Source organism: Nonomuraea sp. NPDC049709 (assembly GCF_040674815.1).
Classification (GTDB): domain Bacteria; phylum Actinomycetota; class Actinomycetes; order Streptosporangiales; family Streptosporangiaceae; genus Nonomuraea.
In genome coordinates, this window is sequence record NZ_JBFANM010000030.1 from 27756 (window position 1) to 52042 (window position 24287).

Annotated in this window: 25 protein-coding genes; 12 read left to right on the forward strand and 13 right to left on the reverse strand. The window is 73.1% G+C overall.

Translation table 11 applies throughout. From position 1 onward, the window contains the following. Positions 1-78: 78 nt before the first annotated feature. From AB0J69_RS28495 to AB0J69_RS28515, 5 genes are all read left to right on the forward strand, one after another. Positions 79-1506: an amino acid permease gene (locus AB0J69_RS28495; RefSeq protein WP_364123162.1), complete on the forward strand. Its 1428-nt coding sequence runs from the start codon at positions 79-81 to the stop codon at positions 1504-1506. After that, the gene (locus tag AB0J69_RS28500) at positions 1503-2759 is read left to right on the forward strand and encodes an arginine deiminase (protein WP_364123164.1); all 1257 of its coding nucleotides are present in this window, start codon (positions 1503-1505) and stop codon (positions 2757-2759) included. The genes AB0J69_RS28495 and AB0J69_RS28500 overlap by 4 nt, the downstream gene beginning before the upstream one ends. Next, positions 2756-3757, forward strand: coding sequence for an ornithine carbamoyltransferase (gene argF / locus AB0J69_RS28505; RefSeq protein WP_364123166.1), 1002 nt, complete (start codon positions 2756-2758; stop codon positions 3755-3757). Before AB0J69_RS28500 ends, argF begins: the two co-directional genes overlap by 4 nt. Before the next feature lies 1 nt (position 3758). After that, on the forward strand, positions 3759-4688 hold the full coding sequence (locus AB0J69_RS28510; RefSeq protein ID WP_364123168.1) for a carbamate kinase: 930 nt from the start codon (positions 3759-3761) through the stop codon (positions 4686-4688). 206 nt (positions 4689-4894) lie between these two features. Then, positions 4895-5803, forward strand: coding sequence for a sigma-70 family RNA polymerase sigma factor (locus AB0J69_RS28515; RefSeq protein WP_364123170.1), 909 nt, complete (start codon positions 4895-4897; stop codon positions 5801-5803). Here AB0J69_RS28515 and AB0J69_RS28520 read toward each other — a convergent pair. From AB0J69_RS28520 to AB0J69_RS28530, 3 genes are all read right to left on the reverse strand, one after another. Further along, positions 5715-6404, reverse strand: coding sequence for a hypothetical protein (locus tag AB0J69_RS28520; RefSeq protein WP_364123172.1), 690 nt, complete (start codon positions 6402-6404; stop codon positions 5715-5717). The two genes, AB0J69_RS28515 and AB0J69_RS28520, sit on opposite strands and share 89 nt — an antisense overlap. A gap of 159 nt (positions 6405-6563) precedes the next feature. Beyond that, positions 6564-7517, reverse strand: a complete 954-nt coding sequence (gene add / locus AB0J69_RS28525) for an adenosine deaminase (protein WP_364123174.1) — start codon at positions 7515-7517, stop codon at positions 6564-6566. After that, positions 7514-8530: a nucleoside hydrolase gene (locus AB0J69_RS28530; protein WP_364123176.1), complete on the reverse strand. Its 1017-nt coding sequence runs from the start codon at positions 8528-8530 to the stop codon at positions 7514-7516. The genes add and AB0J69_RS28530 overlap by 4 nt, the downstream gene beginning before the upstream one ends. 72 nt (positions 8531-8602) lie before the next feature. On the opposite strand from AB0J69_RS28530, the gene AB0J69_RS28535 reads away from it, so the two are divergent. Next, positions 8603-9595, forward strand: a complete 993-nt coding sequence (locus AB0J69_RS28535; RefSeq protein ID WP_364123178.1) for a LacI family DNA-binding transcriptional regulator — start codon at positions 8603-8605, stop codon at positions 9593-9595. A gap of 189 nt (positions 9596-9784) precedes the next feature. Here AB0J69_RS28535 and AB0J69_RS28540 read toward each other — a convergent pair whose 3' ends face one another. The 4 genes from AB0J69_RS28540 to AB0J69_RS28555 are packed head-to-tail and all read right to left on the reverse strand — an operon-like array spanning position 9785 to position 12841. Further along, positions 9785-10318 carry an SRPBCC family protein gene (locus AB0J69_RS28540; RefSeq protein WP_364123179.1) on the reverse strand — a complete coding sequence of 178 codons (534 nt, stop codon included), beginning with the start codon at positions 10316-10318 and terminating at the stop codon, positions 9785-9787. Further along, on the reverse strand, positions 10315-10629 hold the full coding sequence (locus tag AB0J69_RS28545; RefSeq protein WP_364123181.1) for a metalloregulator ArsR/SmtB family transcription factor: 315 nt from the start codon (positions 10627-10629) through the stop codon (positions 10315-10317). Before AB0J69_RS28545 ends, AB0J69_RS28540 begins: the two co-directional genes overlap by 4 nt. A gap of 51 nt (positions 10630-10680) precedes the next feature. Next, on the reverse strand, positions 10681-12363 hold the full coding sequence (locus AB0J69_RS28550; protein ID WP_364123183.1) for an MFS transporter: 1683 nt from the start codon (positions 12361-12363) through the stop codon (positions 10681-10683). Between the two features lie 10 nt (positions 12364-12373). Then, positions 12374-12841, reverse strand: coding sequence for a hypothetical protein (locus AB0J69_RS28555; protein WP_364123185.1), 468 nt, complete (start codon positions 12839-12841; stop codon positions 12374-12376). 174 nt (positions 12842-13015) lie between these two features. Here AB0J69_RS28555 and AB0J69_RS28560 point away from each other — a divergent pair, with 174 nt between their 5' ends. The 6 genes from AB0J69_RS28560 to AB0J69_RS28585 are packed head-to-tail and all read left to right on the forward strand — an operon-like array spanning position 13016 to position 18834. After that, positions 13016-13375 carry a cupin domain-containing protein gene (locus AB0J69_RS28560; RefSeq protein WP_364123187.1) on the forward strand — a complete coding sequence of 120 codons (360 nt, stop codon included), beginning with the start codon at positions 13016-13018 and terminating at the stop codon, positions 13373-13375. Next, complete coding sequence (locus AB0J69_RS28565; protein ID WP_364123189.1) at positions 13365-14717, forward strand: class I tRNA ligase family protein; 1353 nt, start codon at positions 13365-13367, stop codon at positions 14715-14717. Before AB0J69_RS28560 ends, AB0J69_RS28565 begins: the two co-directional genes overlap by 11 nt. Positions 14718-14726: 9 nt before the next feature. Further along, positions 14727-15791 (forward strand): FAD-dependent oxidoreductase, encoded by a 1065-nt coding sequence (locus AB0J69_RS28570; RefSeq protein ID WP_364123191.1) that lies wholly within the window; start codon positions 14727-14729, stop codon positions 15789-15791. After that, positions 15788-17191: an FAD-binding oxidoreductase gene (locus AB0J69_RS28575; RefSeq protein WP_364123193.1), complete on the forward strand. Its 1404-nt coding sequence runs from the start codon at positions 15788-15790 to the stop codon at positions 17189-17191. The genes AB0J69_RS28570 and AB0J69_RS28575 overlap by 4 nt, the downstream gene beginning before the upstream one ends. Further along, complete coding sequence (locus AB0J69_RS28580; protein ID WP_364123195.1) at positions 17188-18468, forward strand: SidA/IucD/PvdA family monooxygenase; 1281 nt, start codon at positions 17188-17190, stop codon at positions 18466-18468. Before AB0J69_RS28575 ends, AB0J69_RS28580 begins: the two co-directional genes overlap by 4 nt. Positions 18469-18474: 6 nt before the next feature. After that, on the forward strand, positions 18475-18834 hold the full coding sequence (locus AB0J69_RS28585; protein ID WP_364123197.1) for a hypothetical protein: 360 nt from the start codon (positions 18475-18477) through the stop codon (positions 18832-18834). Here AB0J69_RS28585 and AB0J69_RS28590 read toward each other — a convergent pair. The 6 genes from AB0J69_RS28590 to fabI form a co-directional block, all read right to left on the reverse strand. Next, positions 18798-19472 carry a response regulator transcription factor gene (locus AB0J69_RS28590; protein ID WP_364123199.1) on the reverse strand — a complete coding sequence of 225 codons (675 nt, stop codon included), beginning with the start codon at positions 19470-19472 and terminating at the stop codon, positions 18798-18800. The genes AB0J69_RS28585 and AB0J69_RS28590 overlap by 37 nt on opposite strands. A 15-nt stretch (positions 19473-19487) precedes the next feature. Further along, on the reverse strand, positions 19488-20690 hold the full coding sequence (locus AB0J69_RS28595) for a sensor histidine kinase (RefSeq protein ID WP_364123201.1): 1203 nt from the start codon (positions 20688-20690) through the stop codon (positions 19488-19490). Between the two features lie 130 nt (positions 20691-20820). Further along, positions 20821-22308 (reverse strand): multicopper oxidase domain-containing protein, encoded by a 1488-nt coding sequence (locus AB0J69_RS28600; RefSeq protein ID WP_364123203.1) that lies wholly within the window; start codon positions 22306-22308, stop codon positions 20821-20823. Positions 22309-22398: 90 nt separating this feature from the next. Then, the gene (locus tag AB0J69_RS28605; protein WP_364123205.1) at positions 22399-22635 is read right to left on the reverse strand and encodes a hypothetical protein; all 237 of its coding nucleotides are present in this window, start codon (positions 22633-22635) and stop codon (positions 22399-22401) included. A gap of 112 nt (positions 22636-22747) precedes the next feature. Beyond that, positions 22748-23482 carry a polyprenol monophosphomannose synthase gene (locus AB0J69_RS28610; RefSeq protein WP_364123207.1) on the reverse strand — a complete coding sequence of 245 codons (735 nt, stop codon included), beginning with the start codon at positions 23480-23482 and terminating at the stop codon, positions 22748-22750. Between the two features lie 6 nt (positions 23483-23488). Next, entirely contained in the window at positions 23489-24253 is a 765-nt protein-coding gene (fabI, locus tag AB0J69_RS28615; RefSeq protein WP_364123209.1) for an enoyl-ACP reductase FabI, read from the reverse strand. Positions 24254-24287: the final 34 nt, after the last annotated feature.

Genomic DNA, 24287 nt, shown 5'->3' on the forward strand with positions numbered 1-24287 from the left:
CCGTCCCGGCCGTGGCGTGGACCGATCGAGCGGACCCGTTCACGACGCGCCCGCTCCGCTCGCCATGCGGAGTTCGTCGTGAGCCAGGACGTCGGAGCGCCGCGGCAGACGGCCGGCGGCGCCCCGGCCCCGGACACGACCCGTACGGTCCCGGCCGGGCTCCCGGAGGCCGGAACGGAGCCGGGCGGGCGCCGCTTCGGCCTGGGGACGGCGTCGGCGCTGGTGGTCGGCTCCGTCATCGGGACCGGGGTGTTCGCCCTGCCGTCCGCCTTGGCGGTGTTCGGTCCGATCTCGCTGGTGGCGTTCGTGCTCGTGACGATCGGCGCGATCGCGCTGGCGCTGACGTTCCGCGATCTCGCGGTACGGCTGCCGGGCGCGGGCGGTCCCTACGTCTACGCCCGCGACGCGTTCGGCGAGTTCGCCGGATTCCTCATCGCCTGGAGCTACTGGATCACGGCGTGGGCCGGCAACGCGGCGATCGTCGTGGCGTGGGTCGGCTACGTCGAGGTGTTCTGGAACACCGGGCACGACGTCGGGTGGTCGATCGCCATCGCGCTGACCGGGCTGTTCCTGCCGGCGCTGGTCAACCTCGTGGGGCTGCGCAGCTTCGCCGCGTTCCAGGTCGTCACGACCGTGCTGAAGTTCATCCCCCTGCTGTTCATGGCCACCGTCGGCCTGCTGTTCATCGACACGGCGAACTTCGGCGCGTTCAACGCCGGCGAGACCTCCTGGTTCGGCGCGATCGGCGCCGCGGGCGCCATCGCCCTGTTCAGCTACCTGGGCATCGAGACCGCGTCGGTCGCCGCGGCCCGGGTACGGGACCCGGAGCGGAACGTCGGCCGGGCCACCGTCCTGGGCACCCTGGCCTGCGCCGCCGTCTACCTCCTCGGCACCGTCGCCGTCTTCGGCACCGTGGCGCGCGACGACCTCGTCAGCTCCACCGCGCCCTTCACCGACGCGGCCAACGCCATCTTCGGCGGTGAGTGGGCGGGGGCCACGGTCGCCGCCGCGGCCGTCGTCTCCGGATTCGGGGCGCTGGTCGGCTGGACCCTGATCGTGGCCGAGATGCCGCGGGCGGCGGCGCGGGACGGGTTGTTCCCGGCCCCCTTCGCCCGGCAGAACCGGGCCGGGGTGCCCGCGTTCGGGATCGTCGTGTCCACCCTGCTGGCCGCGGGACTCACCGTGGTCAGCTACACCAGCTTCGAGCAGGTGTTCATCACCGTCGTGCTGCTGTCGGTGCTCACCTCGGTGGTGCCGTACCTGCTGTCCGCCGCGGCGCAGCTGTACTGGCTGGGCACCGACGGCAGGCGGCTGCGGGTGCGGCACCTGGCCCGGGACGTCGGGGTCTCGGCGCTCGCGCTGGTGTTCGGGTTCTGGGCGCTCGCCGGGAGCGGCTACGCGGCCGTCTACTACGGGACGTTCTGCCTGCTGCTCGGCGTGCCGGTGTACGTGTGGGTCAAGGCCCGCCGCGGCGTGTACGGCGAGAACCCGGCGGTGGCGCGATGACCACGAACCAGGACATCGCACTGCGGGTCGGCATCCATTCCGAGATCGGCCGGCTGCGCGAGGTCATCGTGCACCGGCCCGGACTCGAACTGGACCGCCTCACCCCCGGCAACGCCACCGAGCTGCTCTTCGACGACGTGCTCTGGGCAGATCGCGCCCGCCGCGAGCACGACGCGTTCGTCGAGGTGCTGACCGGCCACGGCGTACGCGTGCACCTCTTCGCCGAGCTGCTGGCCCAGGCGCTCGCGACGGACGCCGGCCGCCGCTTCGCGGTGAACCGCGTGTGCACCGACCAGCGGTTCGGACGGACCCTGGCCCGGGAGCTGCGGGCGCGGTTCATGGACATCGACCCCGCCCTGCTGGCCGACCACCTGATCGGCGGGGTGCTGAAGTCGGACCTCGGCCCGCTCGGCGGGGGCAGCGTGGCGTGGCAGAGCCTCGGGGCCGACGACTTCGTGCTCACCCCGCTGCCCAACACGCTGTTCCAGCGCGACAACGCGGCGTGGATCGGCCGGGCCGTCGCGGTCAACCCGATGGCCAAGCCGGCCAGGAGCCGCGAGTCGATCAACACCCGCACCGTCTACCGGCACCATCCGCTGTTCGCCGGAGCCGGCTTCGAGGCCGTCTACGGCGACGACGACCTCGACCACGCCCCGGCCACGCTGGAGGGCGGCGACATCCACGTCATCGCCGACGGCGTCGTCATGGTCGGGATGGGCGAGCGCACCACGCCGATGGGCATGGAGCTGCTGGCCCGGCGGCTCTTCGCGGGCGGCCATGCCCGCCGCGTCCTGGCCGTCGAGCTGCCCAAGGCCCGCTCGACGATGCACCTGGACACCGTCCTGACGATGGTCGACGTCGCCACCTTCGTCGCCTACCCCTACTTCGACCAGGCCGCGGCCCGGGTCTGGTTGCTCACCCCCGACGGGGGCGTCCGGCACCGGACGGGGCTGACCGCCGGCCTGCGCGAGGCGATCGAGGACGACGGCGTACGCGTCCTGACCGCGGCGGGCGACCGGCGCGAGGCCGAGCGGGAGCAGTGGAACGACGCCGACAACTTCCTGGCGATCTCCCCCGGGGTGGTGCTCGGTTACGAGCGCAACACCGCGACCAACGCCATGCTGCGCGACCACGGTCTCGAGGTCATCCCGCTGGCCGGCAGCGAGCTCGGCCGCGGCCGCGGCGGCGCACGGTGCATGACCTGCCCCGTCCTGCGTGACCCCGTGCCCCTCTCCCCGAAGGAGTCCTCATGACCCTCTCGACCGCGTCCCGCTCGCTGCTCACCGTGACCGACCTCGGCCGCGCGGGCTTCCTCGAACTGCTCGACCGCGCGGCGGCACTCAAGGAGGACAAGAGGGCCGGACGTGAACGACCCGCGCTGACCGGCCGCAACATCGCCCTGGTCTTCGAGAAGAACTCCACCCGCACCCGGTGCGCGTTCGAGGTGGCCGCCTACGACCAGGGCGCCCACGTCACCTACCTCGGACCGTCGGGGTCGCACCTGGGCCGGGAGGAGAGCGTCGCGGACACCGCGCGGGTGCTGGGCGCGATGTACGACGGGATCGAGTTCCGCGGGTTCGCCCAGGAGACCGTCGAGGAGCTGGCCCGGCACGCCGGTGTGCCGGTCTGGAACGGGCTCACCGACGAGTGGCACCCGACCCAGATGCTCGCCGACGTCCTGACCATGCGCGAGCACCAGCCCGGCGAGATCGAGGCGATCAGCTTCTGCTTCGCCGGCGACGGGCGCGGCAACATCGCCAGGTCGCTGCTCGTCACCGGGGCCATGCTCGGCATGGACGTGCGGATCGCCGCGCCCCGCGAGCTCAGCCCGCCGGACTCGCTGGTGAAGGAGGCCCGGCGCATGGCGCTGACCAGCGGCGCCCGGGTGACGGTCACCGACGACCTGCCGACGGCGCTGGCCGGCGCCGCCTTCGTCTACACCGACGTGTGGGTCAGCATGGGCGAGGCCGACGAGGAGTGGGACCGGCGCGTTCCGCTGCTCACCCCGTACCGCGTCACGGCGGAGGCGATGGCCGCCACGGGGTGTCCCGGCACGCGGTTCCTCCATTGCCTCCCGGCCGTGCACGACACCACCACCGAGCTCGGCCGGCGCATCCACCAGCGCTACGGGCTGGCCGGGGCCGAGGTCACCGACGAGGTGTTCACCTCCCCCGCCTCCGTGGTCTTCCAGCAGGCGGAGAACCGGCTGCACACCATCAAGGCCGTGCTCGTCGCGGCGCTGGGGGAGTGACATGCTGCTCGTCGTCGCGCTGGGCGGGAACGCCCTGCTCGAACGCGGTGAAAGCCCGGACGCGGGGGTCCAGCGGCAGCACGTGCGGTCCGCCGCGCGTGCGCTGGCCCCGCTCGCGGCGGAGCACATGCTGGTGCTCTGCCACGGCAACGGGCCGCAGATCGGGATGCTGGCCGTCGAGAGCGAGAACGACCCGGCCCTGGCCCACCCGTTCCCGCTCGACACGCTCGGCGCCCAGACCCAGGGCATGATCGGCTACTGGCTCGCGCAGGAAATGGCCAACGCGGGCCTGGCCGGGCCGGTCGTCACGATCGTCACGCAGACCGAGGTCGACGCCGGCGACCCGGCGTTCGGCAGCCCGGCGAAGTTCGTCGGCCAGGGCTACCCGGAGCCCGAAGCCCGGAGGCTGGCGCGGGAGCACGGGTGGGCCGTCGCCCGCGACGGCCGGGTCTGGCGCCGGGTCGTCGCGTCCCCGGCACCCCTTCGGATCGTCGAGCTGCCCAGCATCCGGCAACTGGTGGCCGGCGGCACGACAGTGATCTGCGGGGGAGGGGGCGGGGTGCCGGTCCTCGCCCGGGACGGCGGGGGCTTCGAGGGCGCGCAGGCGGTCGTCGACAAGGACCTCACGGCGGCGCTGCTGGCGGTCGAGCTCGGAGCCGACCGTCTCGTGGTGCTCACCGACGTCGACGCCGTACGGCGGGACTTCGGCACCTCCCGGGAACGGCCGCTGGCCACGGCGGGCGTGGACGAGCTGCGCGCCATGCGGTTCCCGGCCGGGTCGATGGCGCCGAAGGTCGACGCCTGCATCCGGTTCGTCACCGCGACCGGGCGGCCGGCGTCGATCGGGGCGCTGCGGGACGCCTCCGCGGTGCTCGCCGGCATGGCCGGAACCACCGTCACGGCGTCGGCCGAGCTGATCAGCACGGGGTGACCAGGGGGACCCCCTGGGGTGCCCCGGGGGTCTCCGACCGGCTCATCGGCGCTGTTCAGGGAGGTATGCCCCTGGGTGCCCGGGGTGACCGCACCCGGGCACCAGGGTAGCGACCACGGGTTCCCAAGGGCGCGATGACGGGGTCGCAAGCGCGACTGTGATCTCAATGGCATCACCGGATGCTGTGTGCGAAGGGAGCCGAGATCGTGACCACGAACCTGCTGGAGTCGCGCAGAGACGACGCGGGGCAGACCGGCCCGGCAGTGCCCGCGGCTGACGACCGGTTGATCAGCGACTTGGACGCGGCCGCCTCGGCGTTCGTCACCGCACAGCCCCGGCTCTACGCGATCGCGCTCCGCGTCCTGGAGGACACGGGCGAGGCCGAGGACCTGGTGCAGGAGGCGTGGCTGCGGTGGGAGCGCGCCGACCGCTCGGATGTGATCAGCCCGTCCGCTTTCCTGGCGTTGACCACCACCCGGCTTGCCATCAATGTCGCCAGATCCGCCCGGAAACGTCGTGAGATGTCCGTCGGCTCCTGGCTTCCCGAGACGATGGACCCCGGTGTCGGCCCCGAGACGGCGGTCGAACGGCACGAGGCCGTCGACGGGGCGGTCCGGCTGATGCTGGAGAGGCTGACGCCCGCCGAACGGGCGGCGTACCTCCTCCGCAAGGCGTTCGACTACCCCTACCAGCGGATCTCCGAGATCCTGCACCTGGGCGCGGACCACGCGCGGCAACTCGTGCGGCGGGCCCACGAGCACATCGCCACCGAGCGGCGCCGGCCGGTGAACAGCGCCGCGCACCGGCGCCTCGTACAGACGTTCCTGGCCGCGGCGCGGACCGGCGACCTCGCCGAACTGGAGGACCTGCTCGCCGCCGACGTCGCCCGCAGGTCCGACGACGGCGACCCGAGGACGGGGGCCGCCGCCCAGAGCCGCCATCGCCGGCCCGCCGACCGGCCGCGGCACCGGCGGACCGCCATGCAGCCGATGGGGGTCGAGCGAGCCGGCGCCCCGGCGCCGGCCGTCAGCGCCGGGCCTCGGCCCGCTCCCGGATCCCCCGCAGCATGCGCCGCATCATCGGGTAGTCGGCGAGCTCCATCAGCACAACCGTGAACGGCGTCAACGGCCGCCGCCACTCGTACCAGGTGTGCATCCGGGCGATCAACCGGGTCCGGTCGCCGCTCAGCGGGATCAGGCGCCAGGCCCAGGTGCGGTTCGGCGAGCGCCACAGCAGCCACGACGGCTCCGTGAAGCCGTCCACGACGAACGCCGTGCGCTCGGATGGGTTGGGGACCATCGGCAGCCACTGGCCCGCCCGGAGGTCCTGCAGCTCCGGGACGATCTCCCGGGCACTGGGACGGGCGAGGTTGTCCAGCAGGTCGTCGGCGTACCACCCGGCGCGCCCGTACCCGACCTGGACCAGCCATGGCCACACCTGCTCCGGCGTCGCGTGGACGGTGATCGCGCGGGTGCAGCGGTATTGAGCCCGGGGCAGCAGGCCGTCGCCGGGCATCGGCGCGGCCGCCTCCGCCGGGGTGGCCCCCCAGGTCAGGTGCCGGCGGCGCAGGAACGGGGCGATGAGGAAGCGGGGCAGGTCGTCGATGACGTCCCGCACCTGGCGGACCAGGCCGGCCGGGGTCGCGCGAGGGGGTGACCACCGGGCGCCGGACGGGGAGACGGGGTTCATCCCGGAAGGGAGCTGGGTGTCGTCCATGCACCTAAGACCGGACGGTGGGCCGGTTCGTGACGGACCTTCCCCGGTGCGGCAGCCCGCCTGGTGGCAACCACCCGGTGGGGCAGCCCGCCTGGTGGAACCGCCGGCCCGGTCGCGATCTCCGCGGGCCGGTGCCCTGCGGTCCGGGCCGCCCGGGGTTCAGGTGGTGGCGGGGCCGAAGGCGCCGGCGGCGGCGTGCTCCTGGACCAGGCGTTCCTGTCCGGCGGTCCAGCCCGCCGTCCTCCGCAGGGCGGCGAACTCCCGCTCCAGCGACGTCGCGGACGTGGTGCGCGCGTCCGTGCCGATGGTGACGGCGAGCCCGGCCGCCAGCAGCCGGTCGGCGGGGTGGGCCGCCAGGCCGGCCACCGCGCCCGTCTGCGCGTTGCTGATCGGGCACATCTCCAGCGTGATCCGGTCGCGGCGCAGGCGTTCGAGCAGCGCGTCGTCCTCGACGCACCGCACACCGTGCCCGATCCGGCGGGCGCCGAGCACCTCGATCGCCTCCCACACGCTGGCGGCTCCCGCGGCCTCGCCCGCGTGCACGGTGCACGGCAGCCCGGCCCGGTGCGCGAGGTCGAAGGCGGGCCGGTGCGGGGCGCCGGGGTACAGCCGCTCGTCGCCGGCCAGGTCGAGCCCGCTGACCACGTCGCGGCGGCGTACCGCGGTCTCGGCGACGGCGAGGCTCTCCTCCGGGGTCTGGTGGCGCAGGCAGCACAGCAGCAGCGCGGTACGCACGCCCGTCGCCGCCCGGCCCTCGGCCAGCCCCGCGGCGACCGCCGAGACCGCCTCGTCCGGCGTCATGCCGTACTGTCCGTGCAGTTGCGGCGCGAACCGGGCCTCGCCGTGGACGACGCCGTCGGCGCTCCAGTCCTCGACCAGCTCGCGCGCCGCGCGGCGCAGCGCGCCGGGGGTCTGCAGGACCCGCAGCGGCAGGTCGATGTAGGTGAGGTACCGGGTCAGGCTGCCGCAGTCGGGGGGCGCGGTGACCAGGTCCGCGATGGGGCGGTCCAGCTCGATGCCCTGCTCGCGGGCCAGCTCGGCGATCGTGGCCGGGCGGACGGAGCCGTCGAGGTGGCAGTGCAGGTCGTGGCGGCCGGACAGGTCGGCGGTCATGAGAGTCCTTCGATGGTGGGGGACGGGGTGCGCGCGCAGGCGTCGAGGAGCAGCCGTTTGAAGCCCTGCTCGTCGACCCGGCGCACCAGGGTCACGTTGGGCGGGGGCGCGGCGCGCCGGCGGTCGATGATGAGCTGGCCACGGGTCTCGTCGCCGAGGGCCACGTCCACGTGGGCGCGTTCGCGTTCGGTGACGAGCTCGGGGCGCAGGGCCACCGCCATGGCGACGGGGTCGGGGAGGTCGTAGCCGGCCAGGCCGGTGACGTCACGGGCCCAGTCGGCGACCGCCCGGTTGATCCGGTGGGCGAAGGCGGCCAGGGGCGTGCCGAGCTCCTCCAGCCGGCGCTGGTCGCCGGGGGTCATGACGGCGTCGCGGCGTGAGACGTCCCAGCCGATCCAGGTCACCCGGTCGGCGGTGGCCGCCCGGAGCACCACGCGGGCCGCCTCGGGGTCGGCCCACACGTTGAACTCCGCCGTGGGGGAGATGTTGCCGCACAGGTCGGCCGCGCCCGCCATGCAGTAGACGTGGCGGAAGCGGGTCAGCAGCTCGCGGTCGCGGAGCAGCGCGGCGGCCACGTTGGTGAGCGGGCCCAGGGTGACGAGCGTCAGCTCGCCGGGGTGGCGGCGGGCGAGGGACAGCAGCACGTCCACCGCGTGGCCGTCCGCGGGGGCCCGCGCCGGATCGGGCAGGCCCACATCGCCCATCCCGTCGAGCCCGTGCACGTGCTGCGCGGTGGACGGCGGGCGGGTCAGCGGCCGGTCGCACCCGGGGTGTACGGGGACGCCGGCGTGCCCGGCCAGCTGCAGCGTGATCAGCGCGTTGCGGGTGGCCGTGGCCAGGGGCACGTTCCCCGCCACGGTGGTCACGGCACGCACGTCGCCCGCCGCCGTGGCCCGGTCGCCTGCCGTAGTAGGGGCCCGGACACCGCTCGCGTCGGCGGCGACCGCCAGCAGCAGCGCCACCGCGTCGTCGGAGCCGGTGTCGGTATCGATGAGCAGGGGGAGTCCCGGCACGCGCACCTCGTCTAATCGATTAGATGGATGGATGTCTTATCTAATCGATTAGATGAGAGAATGTAAACCGTCATGAGCGATCCCGCAGGCAGGCCGATCACCCTGGCCGACGTCGCCCGCCGAGCCGGCACCTCGACGGCGGTGGTCAGCTACGTCATGAACGACGGCCCCCGCCCGGTGGCCGCCGCGACCCGCGAGCGCGTGCTGGCCGCGGCGGCCGAGCTCGGCTACCGCCCCAACCGCATCGCCCGCGCGCTGCGCTCACGCACCACCGGCGTGGTGGGGCTGGTGCTGGCGGACGCGCTCAACCCGTACTTCGGTGCGCTGGCCAGGCACGTCGAGCAGGCGCTCGCCGGACACGAGCGGCTCATGCTCATCGGGAACGCGGGCTACTCCGCCGAGCGCGAGCGGCAGCTCGTCGAGCGCTTCCTCGCCGCCCAGGTCGACGGGCTGGTGATCGCCTCCGCCGACGCGGGCGACGACGTGACCGTGCCCGCCCGGGCGGCCCGCGTGCCCGCCGTCCACCTGCACAACGGCTCCACCGCCGGCGGCACGCCGCTGGTCACCGCGGACAACGAGCAGGCGGTCCGCGAAGCGCTCGCCCACCTGCGGGCCCACGGTCACCGCGACGTCGCTTTCCTGGCCGGCCCGCAGGACACCGGACCCGTGGGCCGGCGGCGGGAGATCTGGCAGGCGGCCGCCGGGAGCTCGGCCGTCCTCCTGCGCTCCGACTACTCCCGCGCCGCGGCGGATGCGCTGATCCGCCGCCTGGCCGCCGCGGACGCCGTGCCGCGCGCGCTGATCGCGGCCACGGACGAGCAGGCCATCGGGGTCCTGTCCGGCGCCTACGCCGCCGACCTGGCCGTCCCCGGCCGGCTCGCCGTCATCGCCCTGGACGGCACCCCCGACGGCGCCCACACCGCCCCTTCGCTGACCGTCACCGCGCAGCCCCTCCAGGCGATGGCGCAGCGGGCCGTGGACCTGCTCTTCGACCCCGCCACCCCGCCCCTCCCCGCCCGCGCGGTCCTGGTCAGGAGGCGCAGCTGCGGCTGCGAGGAGGGCTGAGCCGCCGCGCCCGGCTCGCGTCCGGGCGGGTGCCGCTTACCGTGCACGGACACGCCGTCGGGGAGCAGCGCCGGTGAGGCGATCCGGGCCCCGGCAGAGGTCGGCCCGGCCGGGCGGAGTGCTGGGCGACGGCAACGGTCAAGGTCTCGGGGGAGGAGACCGGCAGCGTGCCGCTGGAAAGGGATCGTTCTACCGGTGGGCGCCGAGTTCGGCGGCATAGGCCGCGCGGAGGTCCTCCCAGCCGTAGCGGAGCGCGTCCGATCCCCGGATCGGGCCGATCGGATTCCCGTCGAGAAGGTGCTCGGCCACATCGAGGCACAGGTGCCAGCCGGCCGCCACCTTCGCCGGCCAGTCCGGGTCGGTGACGGTGTGCCGCAGCACGAGCCGGGTGCCGGGTCCGGTGGCGGTCAGCTCCCAGCGCAGCAGGTCCGTGCCGAGGGTGTACTCCAGCAGGGTGGGCCGCTCGGCGCGCGTCACCGACGCGCCCAGTTCCTCGGTGACGTCACCGTCGATCATCGTCAGGGTCACGTCGCCGAGCTCGCCGAGATCGCGGGCGGCCAGGTAGGGCGCCCAGGCGCCGAGCTGGGCCGGGTCGGTCAGCGCCGACCACACCTTCTCCGGCGGGTGGCGCAGGTCGCGGACGAAGACCAGGGTCCAGCGGCCGTCGCCGGCCTGGCAATCCACCTCGGCGAGCGGCCCCGGCCGGAACGTGTTTCGGTTCATCGGTCCTCCTGGTTGTCCAGATGACGCTCGAGGGCGTCCAGATGCGTGTTCCACAGCAGCCGATACGGCGCCAGCCAGTCGTCCAGGGCCCGGAACTGCCGGGCCTCGATCCGGTAGATGCGCTGCTGGGCCACGATCCGGCTGGAGACGAACCCGGCCTCGCGCAGGACCCGCAGATGCTTGGACATCGTGGGCTGGCTGACGTCCAGAGTCCTGGCCAGCTCGCCGACGCTGCTCTCCGACAGGCGCAGCCGGTCCAGGACGCGACGCCGGGTGGGCTCCGCGAGCACTCCGAAAACGTCGACTGCCATACGCCCTAATATGCCCGATGGGGAATATTACCGTCAAGGCATATAACAAGGTCATCTGGGCAACAGGCGGATCAATGCCAGCCCGAGCAGCGCGGCGAGCACGTGATACCAGACCGCCACCTTCAGCGCGAGCGTGAACGCCTCCTCCCGCGCCACCGTGATCTCCCGGTCCAAGGTCTCCAGGACCCGGACGGCCGTGCCGGGCGGGATCGCCTCCGGCTTCCCCATGGCGGCGAAGCAGGCGGGCGGCGGCAGGAACGAGTTGCGGGTGTCCACCCGCTCGTCCACGCAGTCGCGCAGCAAGGTGACCGCCGCGGCCTGCGTACGGGCGGGCACGACCTCGGCGGCGGCGACCTCGGCGCGCAGCCGGGGGACGAGCGCGTCGGCGCGGCCGGCGGCCTGGGCGGACAGGACGGTGAAGAAGACCGCGCCCACGACGGCGATCCCGGCCGCCGCCCCGACCTGCATCATCGTGTTGATCACGCCGGAGGCGGCGCCCGCGTCGCGCGCGGGCACGCCGACGATGACGGTGTCGAGCAGCACGGGGGTGATGGCGCCCACGCCGAGCGCGGTCAGGATCATGGCGGGTCCGACCACCCAGGGATCGATCCCGGTCCCGGTGAGCTGGAGGGTGAGGCTCATCGCGGCCATGCCGAGCGCGACCAGCAGCGAGCCCGCCCCGATCAGCCGCCGCCCCAGCCGCGGCGCCAGCCGGACCGCGAGGCCCCCGGCCACGATCACCCCCGCCGACCACCACAGCAGCGTGACGCCCGTGCGCAGCGGCGAGAACCCCAGCCCCGTCTGCAGGTGGATGACGAAGACGAAGAAGAACGACGACACCTGCGAGAACAGCAGGAAGGCCAGCAGCAGCCCGCCGGTGAAGGCGGGGCGCCGGAAGAGCGGCAGGGCCACCAGCGGCGAGCCGTCCCGAGCGGCCTTGAGCTGCTCGTAGCGGGCGAAGGCGGCGAACAGCGGCAGCGAGCACGCCATGGCCACGAACCCGGCGACCGGCCAGCCCGTCTCGTGCCCCTGCACCAGCGGGTACAGCAGCAGCATCAGCGCGGCGGCCAGCAGCCCCGCGCCGACCAGGTCGAGGCGCTGCGACTCCCGCTCCCGGGAGTCGCGCAGCAGCACGGCCGCGGCGGCGAAGGCGAGCAGGCCCGCCGGTACGTTGATCAGGAAGATCATCCGCCAGCCCAGGCCGAAGAGGTCGGCCTCGACCAGGAGGCCGCCGGTGATCGGTCCCAGGACCGTGGCCAGGCTGGTCACGATGCCGTACAGGGCATAGGCGGGGCCGCGCTGGGACTCCGGCAGCTCCACCCTGATCACCGACAGCACCTGCGGGATCATGATCGCCGCCGAGGCGCCCTGGAGGATCCGGGCGCCGATCAGCATGGCGGGGGTGAACGCCAGGGCGCACGCGATCGAGGCCAGGGTGAACCCGGCGACGCCCGCGAGGAACATCTTCTTGCGGCCCAGGATGTCGCCGAGCCGGCCGCCGATGACGAGCAGGACGGCGAAGGCCAGCACGTACGCGGCGACCACCCACTGCATCGCGGAGTTGCCGGCGAACAGGTCTCGCTGCATCCGCGGGATGGCCACGCCGACGATGGTCGCGTCCAGCAGGTCCATGAACGTCGCCAGCAGGGTGACGCCCACGGCCAGCAGGGCGCGCCGCCCGGCCGCGGCCGGAGGGGACGTGCCGGAGTCGGGGGGATGGATCGTCGCTGTCACGGCATGGCTCCTAGAAGACTCCGGAATGGGTGGCGGCGAGGTAGGCGGCGAAGTCGGGCTCGGGCGGGGAGGCGACGTGCCGTACCCAGGCGTCCCGCTCGGCGGCGATGGCGGCCAGCTCCCAGACGCAGGCCGTGGCGTGCGCGGGGGCGGGCCGCCAGGCGGCCGGGTCGTCCCAGCCGGACAGCCAGGTCCTGGAGTGCAGGATCACCTTGTTGCGGCTCCACCAGGCGACGACGACGTAGCAGCCGTCGGCGTCCTCGTGCACCACGGTGAACGCGTGTGACGGCTCCCCGTCGTACGCCTGCGGGAGAGTGAGGTCGGCGGCCACGCGGGCGGCGTCGAGGACCTCCGCGGGCGGGCGGTCCCGGGTCGCCGAGATGCCGTAACCCTTGACCGTCCAGCCGCGCAGCCGGTGACGGGGGAGCGCGACCGTGGTGCGCGGCGCGTAAACAAGGGGCCTTTCGCCTACTGTCATGGCCGGAGACTAACTAATGCGGCAACCACTGGAAAGGCCGCCTTTTGCCGGCCACAAGCGACTCTCTAGTGAGCGTCCAGAAGGCGTTGCGAGTATTGCCCTCATCGGTCCCCGGGCATCGCACATTGCCTCCGTGCGACAGTGTCCGGGGACCCGTCCTCGCAGGTACGGGAGATGATCGGCATGCAGAAGTTCAGCAGTTCCACGGCTGCCCTCACCGAGGAGTACGGAATTGAAATCGGCCGCTGGACGGAATACGGCGGCACTGACTTCATGCCTTTCGGCGCGATGTGGTGCGTTATTCCACCCAATTCCTCCAGCCAGGCGGACCAGCACCCGGAAATCGAGCTGGCGGTCGTCGTGGAGGGTGATGCGGATTTTGACGTGGCCGGCGCGCGAGAACACGCGCCGGCCGGCTCCGCGATCCTGCTGGGCTCCCAGGAGCGCCACGTGATCCACAACCGCTCGGCCGAGGACCGCCTCGTCCTGCTCAGCATGTACTGGATGCCCGAGGCGGCCGGCCATGCGCGATGACGTGCCGGGCGGGCTGACGGTGCTCGTGTCGCCGCCCCCCACCCCCAACGGCCCGCTGCACGTCGGCCACCTGTCCGGCCCGTACGTCGCCGCCGACGTCGCGGCCCGCGCGGCCAGGGCGCGCGGCGAGCGGGTGCTGACGATCTGCGGCACCGACGACCACCAGAACTACGTGCCGGCCAAGGCCAGGGCGCTCGGCCTCGACCCCGACAAGGTGATCAGCGACTACGGCACGCGCATCGCCGAGGTGCTCAAAGCGATCCGCGTCGACCACCACGTGTTCACCTCGCCACGGCGCGACCACGACTACCGGCGGGCGGTGACCGGCCTGCTGGACGAGCTGGTCGAGGCGGGCGTCGTCGTGTCCCGCGAGCACACGCTGACAGTGTGCGGCGACTGCCGTACGACCCTGCACCACGCCTACGTCAGCGGCGCCTGCCCGGCCTGCGGTGCCGCGATGGGCGGTGGCACCTGCGAGGGCTGCGGCGGCTACGCGGCCGCGGCCGACCTGGTCGACCCCGTGTGCACGGTGTGCGGCGGCCCGCCGGTGGCCGTGACGGGACGGCGGCTGACCCTTCCGCTGGAGGACCACAGGGAGACGCTCACCGGCATCTGGTCGCGCGCGGTCATCCCCGCCCGCTGCCGGGCCCTGCTGGGCCGCCACCTGGACGAGGGCCTGCCGGACATCCCGGTGTGCTACCCCTCCGACTGGGGGATCGAGGTCCGCGGCGGTCAGCGGCTGGACGTGTGGTTCGAGATGGGCCTGGCCTACCTGTACGCCGTCGGCAGAGCCGTCGACCCCCGCGCCCGGACCATGGCCCAGTACGCCGCCGCCTGGCAGGACGTCTCCGGCCTGTGGGCCTTCCTCGGCCTGGACAACGCCTTCTACTACGCGGTGCTGTTCCCGGCGATCCTGTCGGCCGCCGGCGTGCCGCCCCGCGCGGCGCTCGGCGGCCTGGTGACCAACGAGTTCTACCGCCTCGACGGCCTGAAGTTCTCCACCAGCAGGAACCACGCCATCTGGGGGCACGAGCTCCTGGACGGCGCCGACCCCGGCCTGGTCAGGCTCTTCCTCAGCTGGGACCGCCCCGCCCCGCACTCCAGCAACTTCACCCTGGCCGCGTTCGAGGAGTTCACCGCGCGCTGGCGGGCGGTCGCCGAGTCCCTGCCCGCGGATGCGGGTGCGCGTACCGGGTCCCTGCCCTCCGCCGAGGTCGTCAGGGCCGCGCAGGCGCTGCACCCCGAGCACTTCGACGCCGCGCTGGCCGTGCGCTGCCTGCTCCCCGCCGCCGAGCGCGGCGACCGCGACGCCGGGCGGCTGCTCGGCCTGATCACCGGATAGCGGGCCGGCATGCGCTGCTGCGTCATAGGAGCGGGGCTGGCGGGTACGCTGCTCGCCTGGCGGCTCAAGACCGCCGCCCCGCGGGACGAGATCTGCCTCTGCACCGGCGACCCGGCCGCCGCCGACGCCACCGCGGCGTCGGGCGGCCTGGTCCGCGGCTACGAACCCGATCCCGCCGCCGCCAGGCTGGCCGCCGACAGCCTCGCCGAGCTGCGGGCGAGCGCCGTCCTGTGCGATTGGGCGGACTACCGCGAGACCGGCTCGGTCTACGTGCGCGCGGCGCCCGTCGAGAGCGCGCCGCCCCGGGCGGAGCTCCTCAGCGGGACGGCGCTGGCCGCCCTGGGCCTCCACGGGGTGCCGTACGAGGCGACCGCGGTGGTCGAGCGGTGGGCGGGCCACATCTCGCCGCACCGGCTGCGGCTCATGGCCCTCGGCGACTTCCGGCGGCGGGGCGGCGAGGTCGTGGCGGGCAAGGTGGCGCGGGTCGGCGAGCGGGGTGACGCCGCCGAGATCGTCGCGGGCGGGCGGCACCGCCGCTTCGACGTCGCCGTGGTGGCCGCGGGACCGTGGACGCCCGCGCTGCTCGCCCGCAGCGGAGCGGCCGGCCCGGCCGTTCGCACCAAGCACATCCAGTACCAGGTCTACGACGTGTCCGGCCCCCGTCCGCCCGCCTTCGTGGACGAGACCACGGGGCTCTACGGCCGGCCGTACGGGCGGCACGGGCTGCTGCTCGGCGTGCCCAGCGAGGAGTGGGACGTCGGCCCCGGCCGGCCGCCCGCCTCGCCGGGCGCATGCCGGGACACCGAGGCCGCCGCGCGGACCAGGCTGCCGGACCTCCGGCTGCTCAGGCGCGTACGGACCGTCACGGCCTGCGACGCCTACACCGACGGGCGCCTGCTGAGCCTCGCCCGCCTCGGCCGGCACCTGTACACCTTCACCGGCGGCAGCGGCGGCGCGGCCAAGCTCGCCCTCGCCGCGAGCAGGGAGGCCGCCGCCTGCCTGCGCGCCGACCGCCCCCTGCCCGCCGATCCGCTACCCCTGCTGCTCGCCGCCACTCGCCGGACGGAGCCATGATGATCGAAAAGCTGCGCCGCACGCTCGACCCCGTCTGCCCCGAACGCCTGGTCGGTCCCGGGCACCCCCGCTACGACGAGATCAGGCAGCTGTTCAACGGCATGCACGACCGCCGCCCCGACCTCGTCGCCCTGCCGTACAACGGCACCGAGCTCGGCCTCGTGATCCGCGCGGCCGCCCAGGCCCAGGTGCCCATCGCGGTGCGCGGCAGCGGCCACAACATCGCGGGCTCCGCCTCCCTGGACGGCGGCCTGGTCATCGACCTGCGCTTCCTCAACGGGGTCAGCATCGACCACACCGCCCGCGTGGCCCGGGTCAAGGGCGGCGCGACCTGGGCGGCCTTCGACGCCGCCGCCTCCAGGTACGGCCTGGCCGTCACCGGCGGCACCTTCGACACCACCGGGGTCGGCGGGCTCACCCTGGGCGGCGGCATCGGGCACCTGATGGGCAAGTACGGGCTGTCGTGCGACAACGTGCTCTCGTACGCGCTGGTGACCGCCGACGGCGAGCACCTCGTCGTGGACCGCGAGCGCGACCCCGAGCTGGACTGGGCGCTGCGCGGCGCCGGCCACAACTTCGGCGTCGTGGAGGAGTTCACCTTCCGCCTGCACGAGGTCTCCCGCGTGTACGGCGGCGTCGTGGCCTACCCGGAGCACGAGATGGCCGCGGCCACCCGGCTGTTCCGGGACCTGGCCGAGGACGCCCCCGACGAGCTGGTCTGCATCCTGCTCCTGGAACGGTACGGCCCGGCGCAGGAGCCGGCCGCTGTGATGAGCGTGTGCTACTGCGGGTCCGACGAGCGGTACGCGCGGACGCTGGAGCGGCGGCTGCGCGGCCCCGAGGTGCTGGACTGGCGCGTCGAGGAGCGCGACTACCTGAGCATGCAGCAGATCCTCGGCCGGCTGCCGTACGGCCTGCGGCACTACTGGAGCGCCCGGTGCACGACCGAGCTGCCCGACCAGCTGATCGACGAGCTGGTCGCCAGGTTCCGGGCCGGCCGCTGGCGAGGCACCTTCAACGACACCGTCTACCTGGAGGAGCTCCACGGCGCGGTGCGCAGGGGCCCGGCCGGCGGCTCCGCGGTGCCGTTCCGCGACGCCCGGTTCAACGTCACCGGCATGGCGATCTGGGAGTCGCCGGACGCGGACGCGGAGCAGACCGCCTGGGCGCGGTCGGTGTCCGCGGCGGCGGCGCCGTGGGGCGTGCACGGCGACGGCTACGTCAACTACGTCTCCGACGCCCACGCCGGCAACCGCGACCTGCGCGATCGGGCGCGGCGCACGTTCGGCGAGGAAGGGCTCGCCCGGCTGCTGAGCGTGAAGCGCCGGCTGGACCCGGGCAACCTCTTCAGGTCCAACTACAACCTCGACCCGGCCGCCTACGAATCGGTGACGTCATGAGCAGACGGCGATACGACCACGACACCGTCGCCATCGGCGCCGGCCCGTCGAACCTCAGCCTGGCCGCCCTGTACGAGGGAGCCTGCGGCCGGCCCCTGCCGGTCTTCGAGCGCAACCCCGGCCCCGCCTGGCACGAGGGGCTCATGCTGCCGGGAGCCCGGCTCCAGACCTCGTGGATCAAGGACCTGGTCTCCCTCGTGGACCCCAGGCACGAGCTGTCCTTCCTCAACTACATCGTCACCACCGGGCGGATCTACGGCTTCCTGAACGCCCAGTTCGACGCCATCCCGCGCCTGGAGTACGCCCGCTACCTCGCCTGGGCGGCCGAGCACCTCGACGTCACCTACGGCGCGGGCGTCGACCGGGTGGCCTACCGCGACGGCTTCGAGCTGTACGGCGGCGGCCGGCTGCTGGGCACGGCCCGCCACGTGGTGTTCGGCCTGGGCACCCGCCCGCACGTGCCCCCGTGCTTCGCGAGCCGGGCGCTGCCCGGCGTCATCCTGGCCGAGCACCTCATGGGCCGCCTGCCCGACCTGACCGGCCACGACGCGCCCGCCGTGGTGGTCGGCGGCGGCCAGACGGGCGCCGAGTGCGTGCTCGCCCTGCTGCGGGCCGGCTTCCGCGACGTGCAGTGGATCGGCCGCCGCCACTGGTTCGCCCCGCTCGACGACTCGCCCCCGGCCAACGACCTCTACCGGCCCTCGTACCTGGGGTTCTTCACCGGGCTGCCCGAGGCCACCCGCCGGCGGCTGCTGCGCGAGCAGGTCACCACCAGCGACGGCGTCTCCATGTCGAGCCTGCAGGAGATCTACCAGGCCGAGTACGAGGAGCGCCTGCGCAACGGCGGCCGCCCGCTGACCCTGCTGCCGGGCCGGGACGTGGTCGCGGTGTCAGGCCGGGGCGGCGCCGTCACGATGCGGTGCCGGCTCACCACCGGAGGGCACGAGTTCCGGGAGGCCAGGCATGTCGTGCTGGCCACCGGCCGGGAGCCGGCCCCGCTGCCGCTGGATCCGGAGCTGGCCGAGATGGTGGAGCTGGACGAGGCCGGCGAGCCGGTCGTCGAGCAGCACTACTCGCTGCTGTGGAAGCACGCCGACCAGCACCGCATCTTCGTGCAGAACCGGGCCCGGCTCACCCACGGCATCAACGACCCGAACCTCAGCCTCCTGTCGGTGCGGGCGGCCTGCATCGTCAACGCCCTGTTCGAGCGGGAGGCGTACCGGATCCGCGACGAGCACACCTTCACGATCTGGCCCGATTCCCATCGACCACGGTGAGTGATCATGAATTACGACAACAAAGTGTTCATCTCGTCGGCGCAGGGTCACGACGTTCCCGTCGGCCACTACCACCAGCGCGACCACGTCGTCTGGGCGGAGTTCCGCGGGGGAGAGGTGACGGCCGGGCGGCTGATCGGCACCTGCGCCCCCGACGGCACCCTGACCTTCGGCTACACCCAGGTGCTCGCGGACGGCCGGGTCGTCACGGGGACCTGCACGAGCACCCCCGAGGTGCTGCCGGACGGCAGGCTGCGCCTGCGCGAGAGCTGGCGCCGCCTCGACGCGGCCGGTGACTCGGAGGGGGTCTCCTTCATCGAGGAGGTCCGCTACGAGCGCCGCGGGCTCACCAGCCCGCTCTCGTAGGCGAGCACCACGAGCTGCGTGCGGTCGCGGATGCCGAGCTTGGCGATGATGCGGCTGACGTGGGTCTTGGCGGTCAGCGGGCTCATGTGGAGCGCCGCGCCGATCTCGGTGTTGTTCCGGCCGGCGGCGACCATCGCCATCACCTCGCGCTCGCGGTCGGTGAGGGTGTCCAGGCTCTTGCCCACGCCGTCGAGCGCGCCGCCGTCGGGACGCTGGGAGAACTCCTCGATGACCCGCCGGGTGACGCTCGGGGTGAGCAGCGCCTGCCCGTCGGCGACCACGCGTACGGCCCGCCGCAGCTCGTCGGAGTCGACGGTCTTGGTGAGGAACCCGCTGGCCCCCGCCTTCAGCGCGTCGAAGATGTACTCGTTGACCTCGAACGTGGTCAGCACGATGACCTTGACCGCCTCCAGCGCCGGGTCGCTCATGATCTCGCGGGTGGCGGCCAGGCCGTCGAGCCGCGGCATGCGGATGTCGATCAGCACGATGTCGGGCCGCTCCCTGCGCGTCACCTCCACCGCCTCCACGCCGTTCTCGGCCTCGGCGACCACCTCGATGTCGGCGTCCATCTCGAGCAGGCTGCGGAAGCCCGCGCGGACGAGCTGCTGGTCGTCGGCGAGGACGACGCGGATCGTCATCGATCACTTCCTCTCTCAGGGGGCGGGGATCCAGCCGCTGACGGTGTAGTGGCCGTCGGCGTCGGGCCCCGCGGTCAGCCAGCCACCCAGGCTGGTGGCCCGCTCCTGCATGCCCGTCAGCCCGTGGCCGCCCTTCGGTCTGGACGGCCCGCGGGCCGGCGGGGTCGCGCCGGTGCCATTGTTCCGTACCGTGACGGCGACGCCGTCACCCCGGTATTCCAGCTCCACCTCGACGAGGGTGGCGTTCGCGTGTTTCAGCACGTTCGTCAGCGATTCCTGGACGATGCGGTAGATGGCCAGCCCGGCCGCCGGGCGGACCTGGGCGGGGTCGCCCTCCTCGACGAGGTCGATCTTCAGCGGGGACACCCTGGCCCGGTCGACCAGCGTGGCGATGTCGGCCACGCCGGGCAGCGGCGTCAACTCGGGGGACGGTTTGCCCTGGCCCTTGCTCTGTCCGTTGCGCAGCACGTGGACGGCCGCCTGCAGCTCGGCGATGGCCTCGTTGTTGATCTCGCGGGCGGTGCGGAGCGCCGCGCGCCCCGCCTCCAGGTCGCGGGCCACCAGGTCGTGGGCCACGCCCATCTGGATGCCGACCACGGCCAGGGTGTGGGCGGTGACGTCGTGGAGCTCCTGGGCGATGCGCAGGCGCTCGTCGATCAGCTGCTGGTTGGCCTCGCCCTCCAGGCGCTGGCGTACCTCCTCGGACCAGCGGCTGCGGCTGTGCATGCTGTCGCCGAGGAACAGCGCGCCGATGACGAGGAGCAGCTCGCGGAAGATCCCGTCGATGAGGCTGAGGGTGAGGTCGACGTTCTGGTAGGCCAGCCACACGGAGGAGCTGGCGAACGCCATCAGCCCCACGACCGCGGCGAACATCAGCCGGCCGGCCGCCGCCATGGTGCACAGCGGGATGATCAGCGGCCAGACCGGCGCGATGCTCGGGAAGTCCGTCAGGTTGTAGATCGTGACCGCGACGAGGCTTCCCACCAGCACCAGGCCCGGCCAGCGCCGGCGCACCAGCAGCAGCGCGCCCAGCGTCACGCCCAGGATGTAGGCGGCGATGCTGGACGTGGGCCGCTCCGACGGCTCGGCCGACACGGACACGCTGATCATCACGCTGCCGGACGAGATGCCGGCGAGGAGCACGTCGATCACCCAGCGCAGCCACGGGGCGTCGAGCTCCGGAGCGTAGACGACGTCGCCAGGGCGCAGCAGTCGCATGACTACCTCCGGGCGTCACTGGCGAGCGGACTCCGGCCTCCACCGTAGCCTGAGCGGCTCCGGCCTCCACCGTAGCCTGAGCGGCTCCGGCCTCCACCGTAGCGTGACAGACGATCTACGGCCAGCCGGGTCACCCGTGGTTGTGGGGGAGCGACTTGGGCACCCGCACCCGGTCGGCGGGGGACACGGTGAGGAACTGGCCCATCATCCCGGAATCCTCGTGGGCCAGGATGTGGCAGTGGAACATGTACGGCCTGATCGGGTCGGAATACCGCAGATAGCTGACCCCGAGCCGGACCGTGCTGCCGGGCGGCACGATCACCGTGTCCTTGTTGCCGCGCATGTGCGGGGGCGGCGTCCGGCGGTCGAGGTCGAGCACCTGGAACGTCACGCCGTGCATGTGGAAGTTGTGTGGGATGTCCTGGTCGTTCTTGACTTCCCAGACACCCACCGAGCTCGCCGTGGCGACGTGGTCGACCCGCTTCATGTCCATGGTCTTGTCGTTGAAGGTGAAGTCGCCCATCACCATCCGGGTCACCGGGGCGTTCGCCGCCGGGCGGATCGGCGGGACGGTGGCCAGCGCCGACGGCAGCGGAGGCGACGGCCGCAGCTGCGGCGCCGCCACGAACCGCAGCAGGTCCATCTCGTCGCCGCCGCCCGCGAGTTGCTCGAACAGGAAGTTCGACTGCAGGTCGGGAGCGAAGCTGCGGAGCACGACCTTCTCGCCGGGCTTGAACGCGACCACGATCTCCGCCCGCTCGCCGGGTGAGAGCATCAGGCGCTTGAGCGCCAGCGGGGCCGGCAGCAGCCCGCCGTCGGTGCCGACGAGCTGGAAGTTCCTGCCGTCGGCGAACCCGATGTCGTAGACCCGGGCGTTGGAGCCGTTCAGCAGCCGGAAGCGGGCCAGCGTGGTCGTCACCCTGAAGAACGGGTCGTAGGTGCCGTTGATCAGGATCCGGTCGCCGAGCAGGCCCGTCACGTTGATCCCGCCGAACTTGATGCCTTCGGTGCTGAGCGTGCCGTCGTCGTTGAAGTTCTTGTCCTGGATGATCAGCGGGACGTCGTCGACGCCGTACGTGTGCGGCAGCCGGGTGTCGCCGTCGTCGATGAGGAACAGGCCGGCGATGCCCCGGTACACGTGCTCCGCGGTGAGGGAGTGCAGGTGCGGGTGGTACCACAGCGTGGTCGCCGGCTGCTCGATGGTCCACTGCGGAGACCACGTGCGGCCGGGCGCGATGAGCTGGTGCGGCCCGCCGTCCATCTGGGCGGGCAGGTGCATGCCGTGCCAGTGGAGGGTCGTCGTCTGCCGGAGCCGGTTGGTGACGTGCATGTGCACGCGGTCTCCCCGGTTGACCCGGATCGTGGGGCCGAGATAGCTGCCGTTGGCCCCCCACGTGGGGGTGCGCCGGCCCGGGATCAGCTCGGAGACGCCTTCCTGCAGGTTCAGCCTGAACTGCTTGGTCGTCCTGCCCGATCCCGGGGCCGGGGCGAGCAGGGGCGGGATACGCAAGGGGGCCGAGAAGGACAGATGGCCCCCGTTGCCACGGGAGGCGTCCACCCACAACCAGCCGGCGAAGCCGCCGATGGGCGCTACCGTCACGACACCGATTCCGGTCATCCAGCGGAGTACCGTTCGGCGGGTCTCTCGTCTCATGATGTCGTCCTTGTCCCCCCGGTCCGTGCTGCTTCGGTACGTCCTGCGGGGGCGTCAGTTGCCGCGGCCACGGCGGGTGGGCCAGGGCAGCATGAGGGGGATGCCGACGATCATCAGCCACCACCCGATGAGGACCTCGGGCATCGGGACGAACTTCGGGTTCTTGATGATCTCGCCGATCGGGACGAAGAGAACGCCCAGATTGAACAGCAGGCCGGCCAGTGCGATGACGGCGCCGACCCAGAAACGCGGACGGCTGAGCAGCGAACGCCGCCGGGTGTTCGTGTCCATTGCTTCCTCCAGATTGTGCATTTGTCGCCCCCTTAACCGTAAGAATTCGCAGGTCGGGGGGCATCTGCCGGTCGGAGTTCGTTTCGTGCGCCATTGGTAGTAGCCCGAGGGGTCACATAGTCTTCCGGGAGTAGGAAAGGGCCCATGCGGTGACGCGCAGGAGCGCCTCGACGACGATGGCGCGGCTCATCTTGCTGGCGCCTCGGGTGCGCTCCACGAAGGTGATCGGCACCTCCGTCACGCGCAGGCCCGCGCGTACCGTCCTGAGGGTCAGGTCGACCTGGAAGCAGTAGCCCTGCGACTCCACGTCGTCGAGGCCGATCTCCTTCAGCGTCGTCGCGCGGTAGGCCCGGTACCCGCCGGTGGCGTCCCGCACGGGCAGGCGGAGCACGGCCCGCGTGTACGCGTTGCCGGCCCGCGACAGCAGCTCGCGGGACCTCGGCCAGTTCACCACCCGCCCGCCCGGCACCCAGCGCGAGCCGATGACGAGGTCGGCCGTCCGCAGGGCCGCCAGCAGGGCGGGCAGCTCCTCCGGGCGGTGCGAGCCGTCGGCGTCCATCTCCACCAGCACGTCGTAGGCCCGGTCGAGCCCCCACGTGAAGCCGTGGATGTAGGCCGCGCCCAGGCCCGCCTTCCCCGGGCGGTGCAGGACGTGCACCTGCGGGTCGCGGCGGGCGAGCGCGTCGGCGAGGTCGCCGGTGCCGTCGGGGCTGGCGTCGTCCGCCACGAGCACGTCCGCCCCGGGCACGGCGGCGCGTACCCGGCCGACGACGCTCTCCACGTTCTCCCGCTCGTTGTACGTCGGGACGACGACGAGGATCCGCCCGGGCTCGGGATAGGCGTCCACGGCCGGTCACCCGCCGATCGCGTGCAGGCCACCGTCGGCGTGCACGATCTCGCCGGTCGTGGACGGGAGCCAGCCGGACATCAGCGCCAGGCACGTCCGGGCCACGGGTTCGGGGTCCGAGCTGTCCCAGCCGAGCGGCGCCCTGGACTTCCACGTGCTCTCGAAGTCCCCGAAGCCGGGGATGCCCTTGGCGGCGATCGTGCGCAGCGGGCCGGCGCACACCAGGTTCACCCTGATGCCGCGCGGCCCGAGGTAGCCGGCCAGGTAGCGCGAGCACGACTCCAGCCCGGCCTTGGCCACGCCCATCCAGTCGTAGCCCGGCCAGGCCACGGAGGCGTCGAAGTCGAGGCCCACGATCGAGCCGCCGTCCTCCATCAGCGGGGCGGCCGCCATGGCCAGCGCCTTCAGCGAGTACGTGGAGACCTGGACGGCCGTGGCCACGTCCTCCCACGGGGTGGTCAGGAAGTCGCCGCCGAGCGCGGTCCGCGGCGCGAACCCGATCGAGTGCAGCACCCCGTCCAGCCGGTCGGCGTGCGGGCGGATGCGGTCCGCCAGGGAGTCGAGGTGCGCGCTGTCGGTGACGTCCAGCTCCAGCACCGGCGCGGGCTGCGGCAGGCGGGCCGCGATGCGCTCCACGAGGCCGAGCCTGCCGTAGCCGGTGACCACCACCGCGGCGCCTTCCCGCTGGGCCAGCCGCGCGACGTGGAACGCGATCGACGATTCGGTGAGAACTCCCGTGACCAGGATTTGTTTACCGCTGAGAAGTCCCATTGAATAACCTCGCTCATATCATTTTCCGGCCATC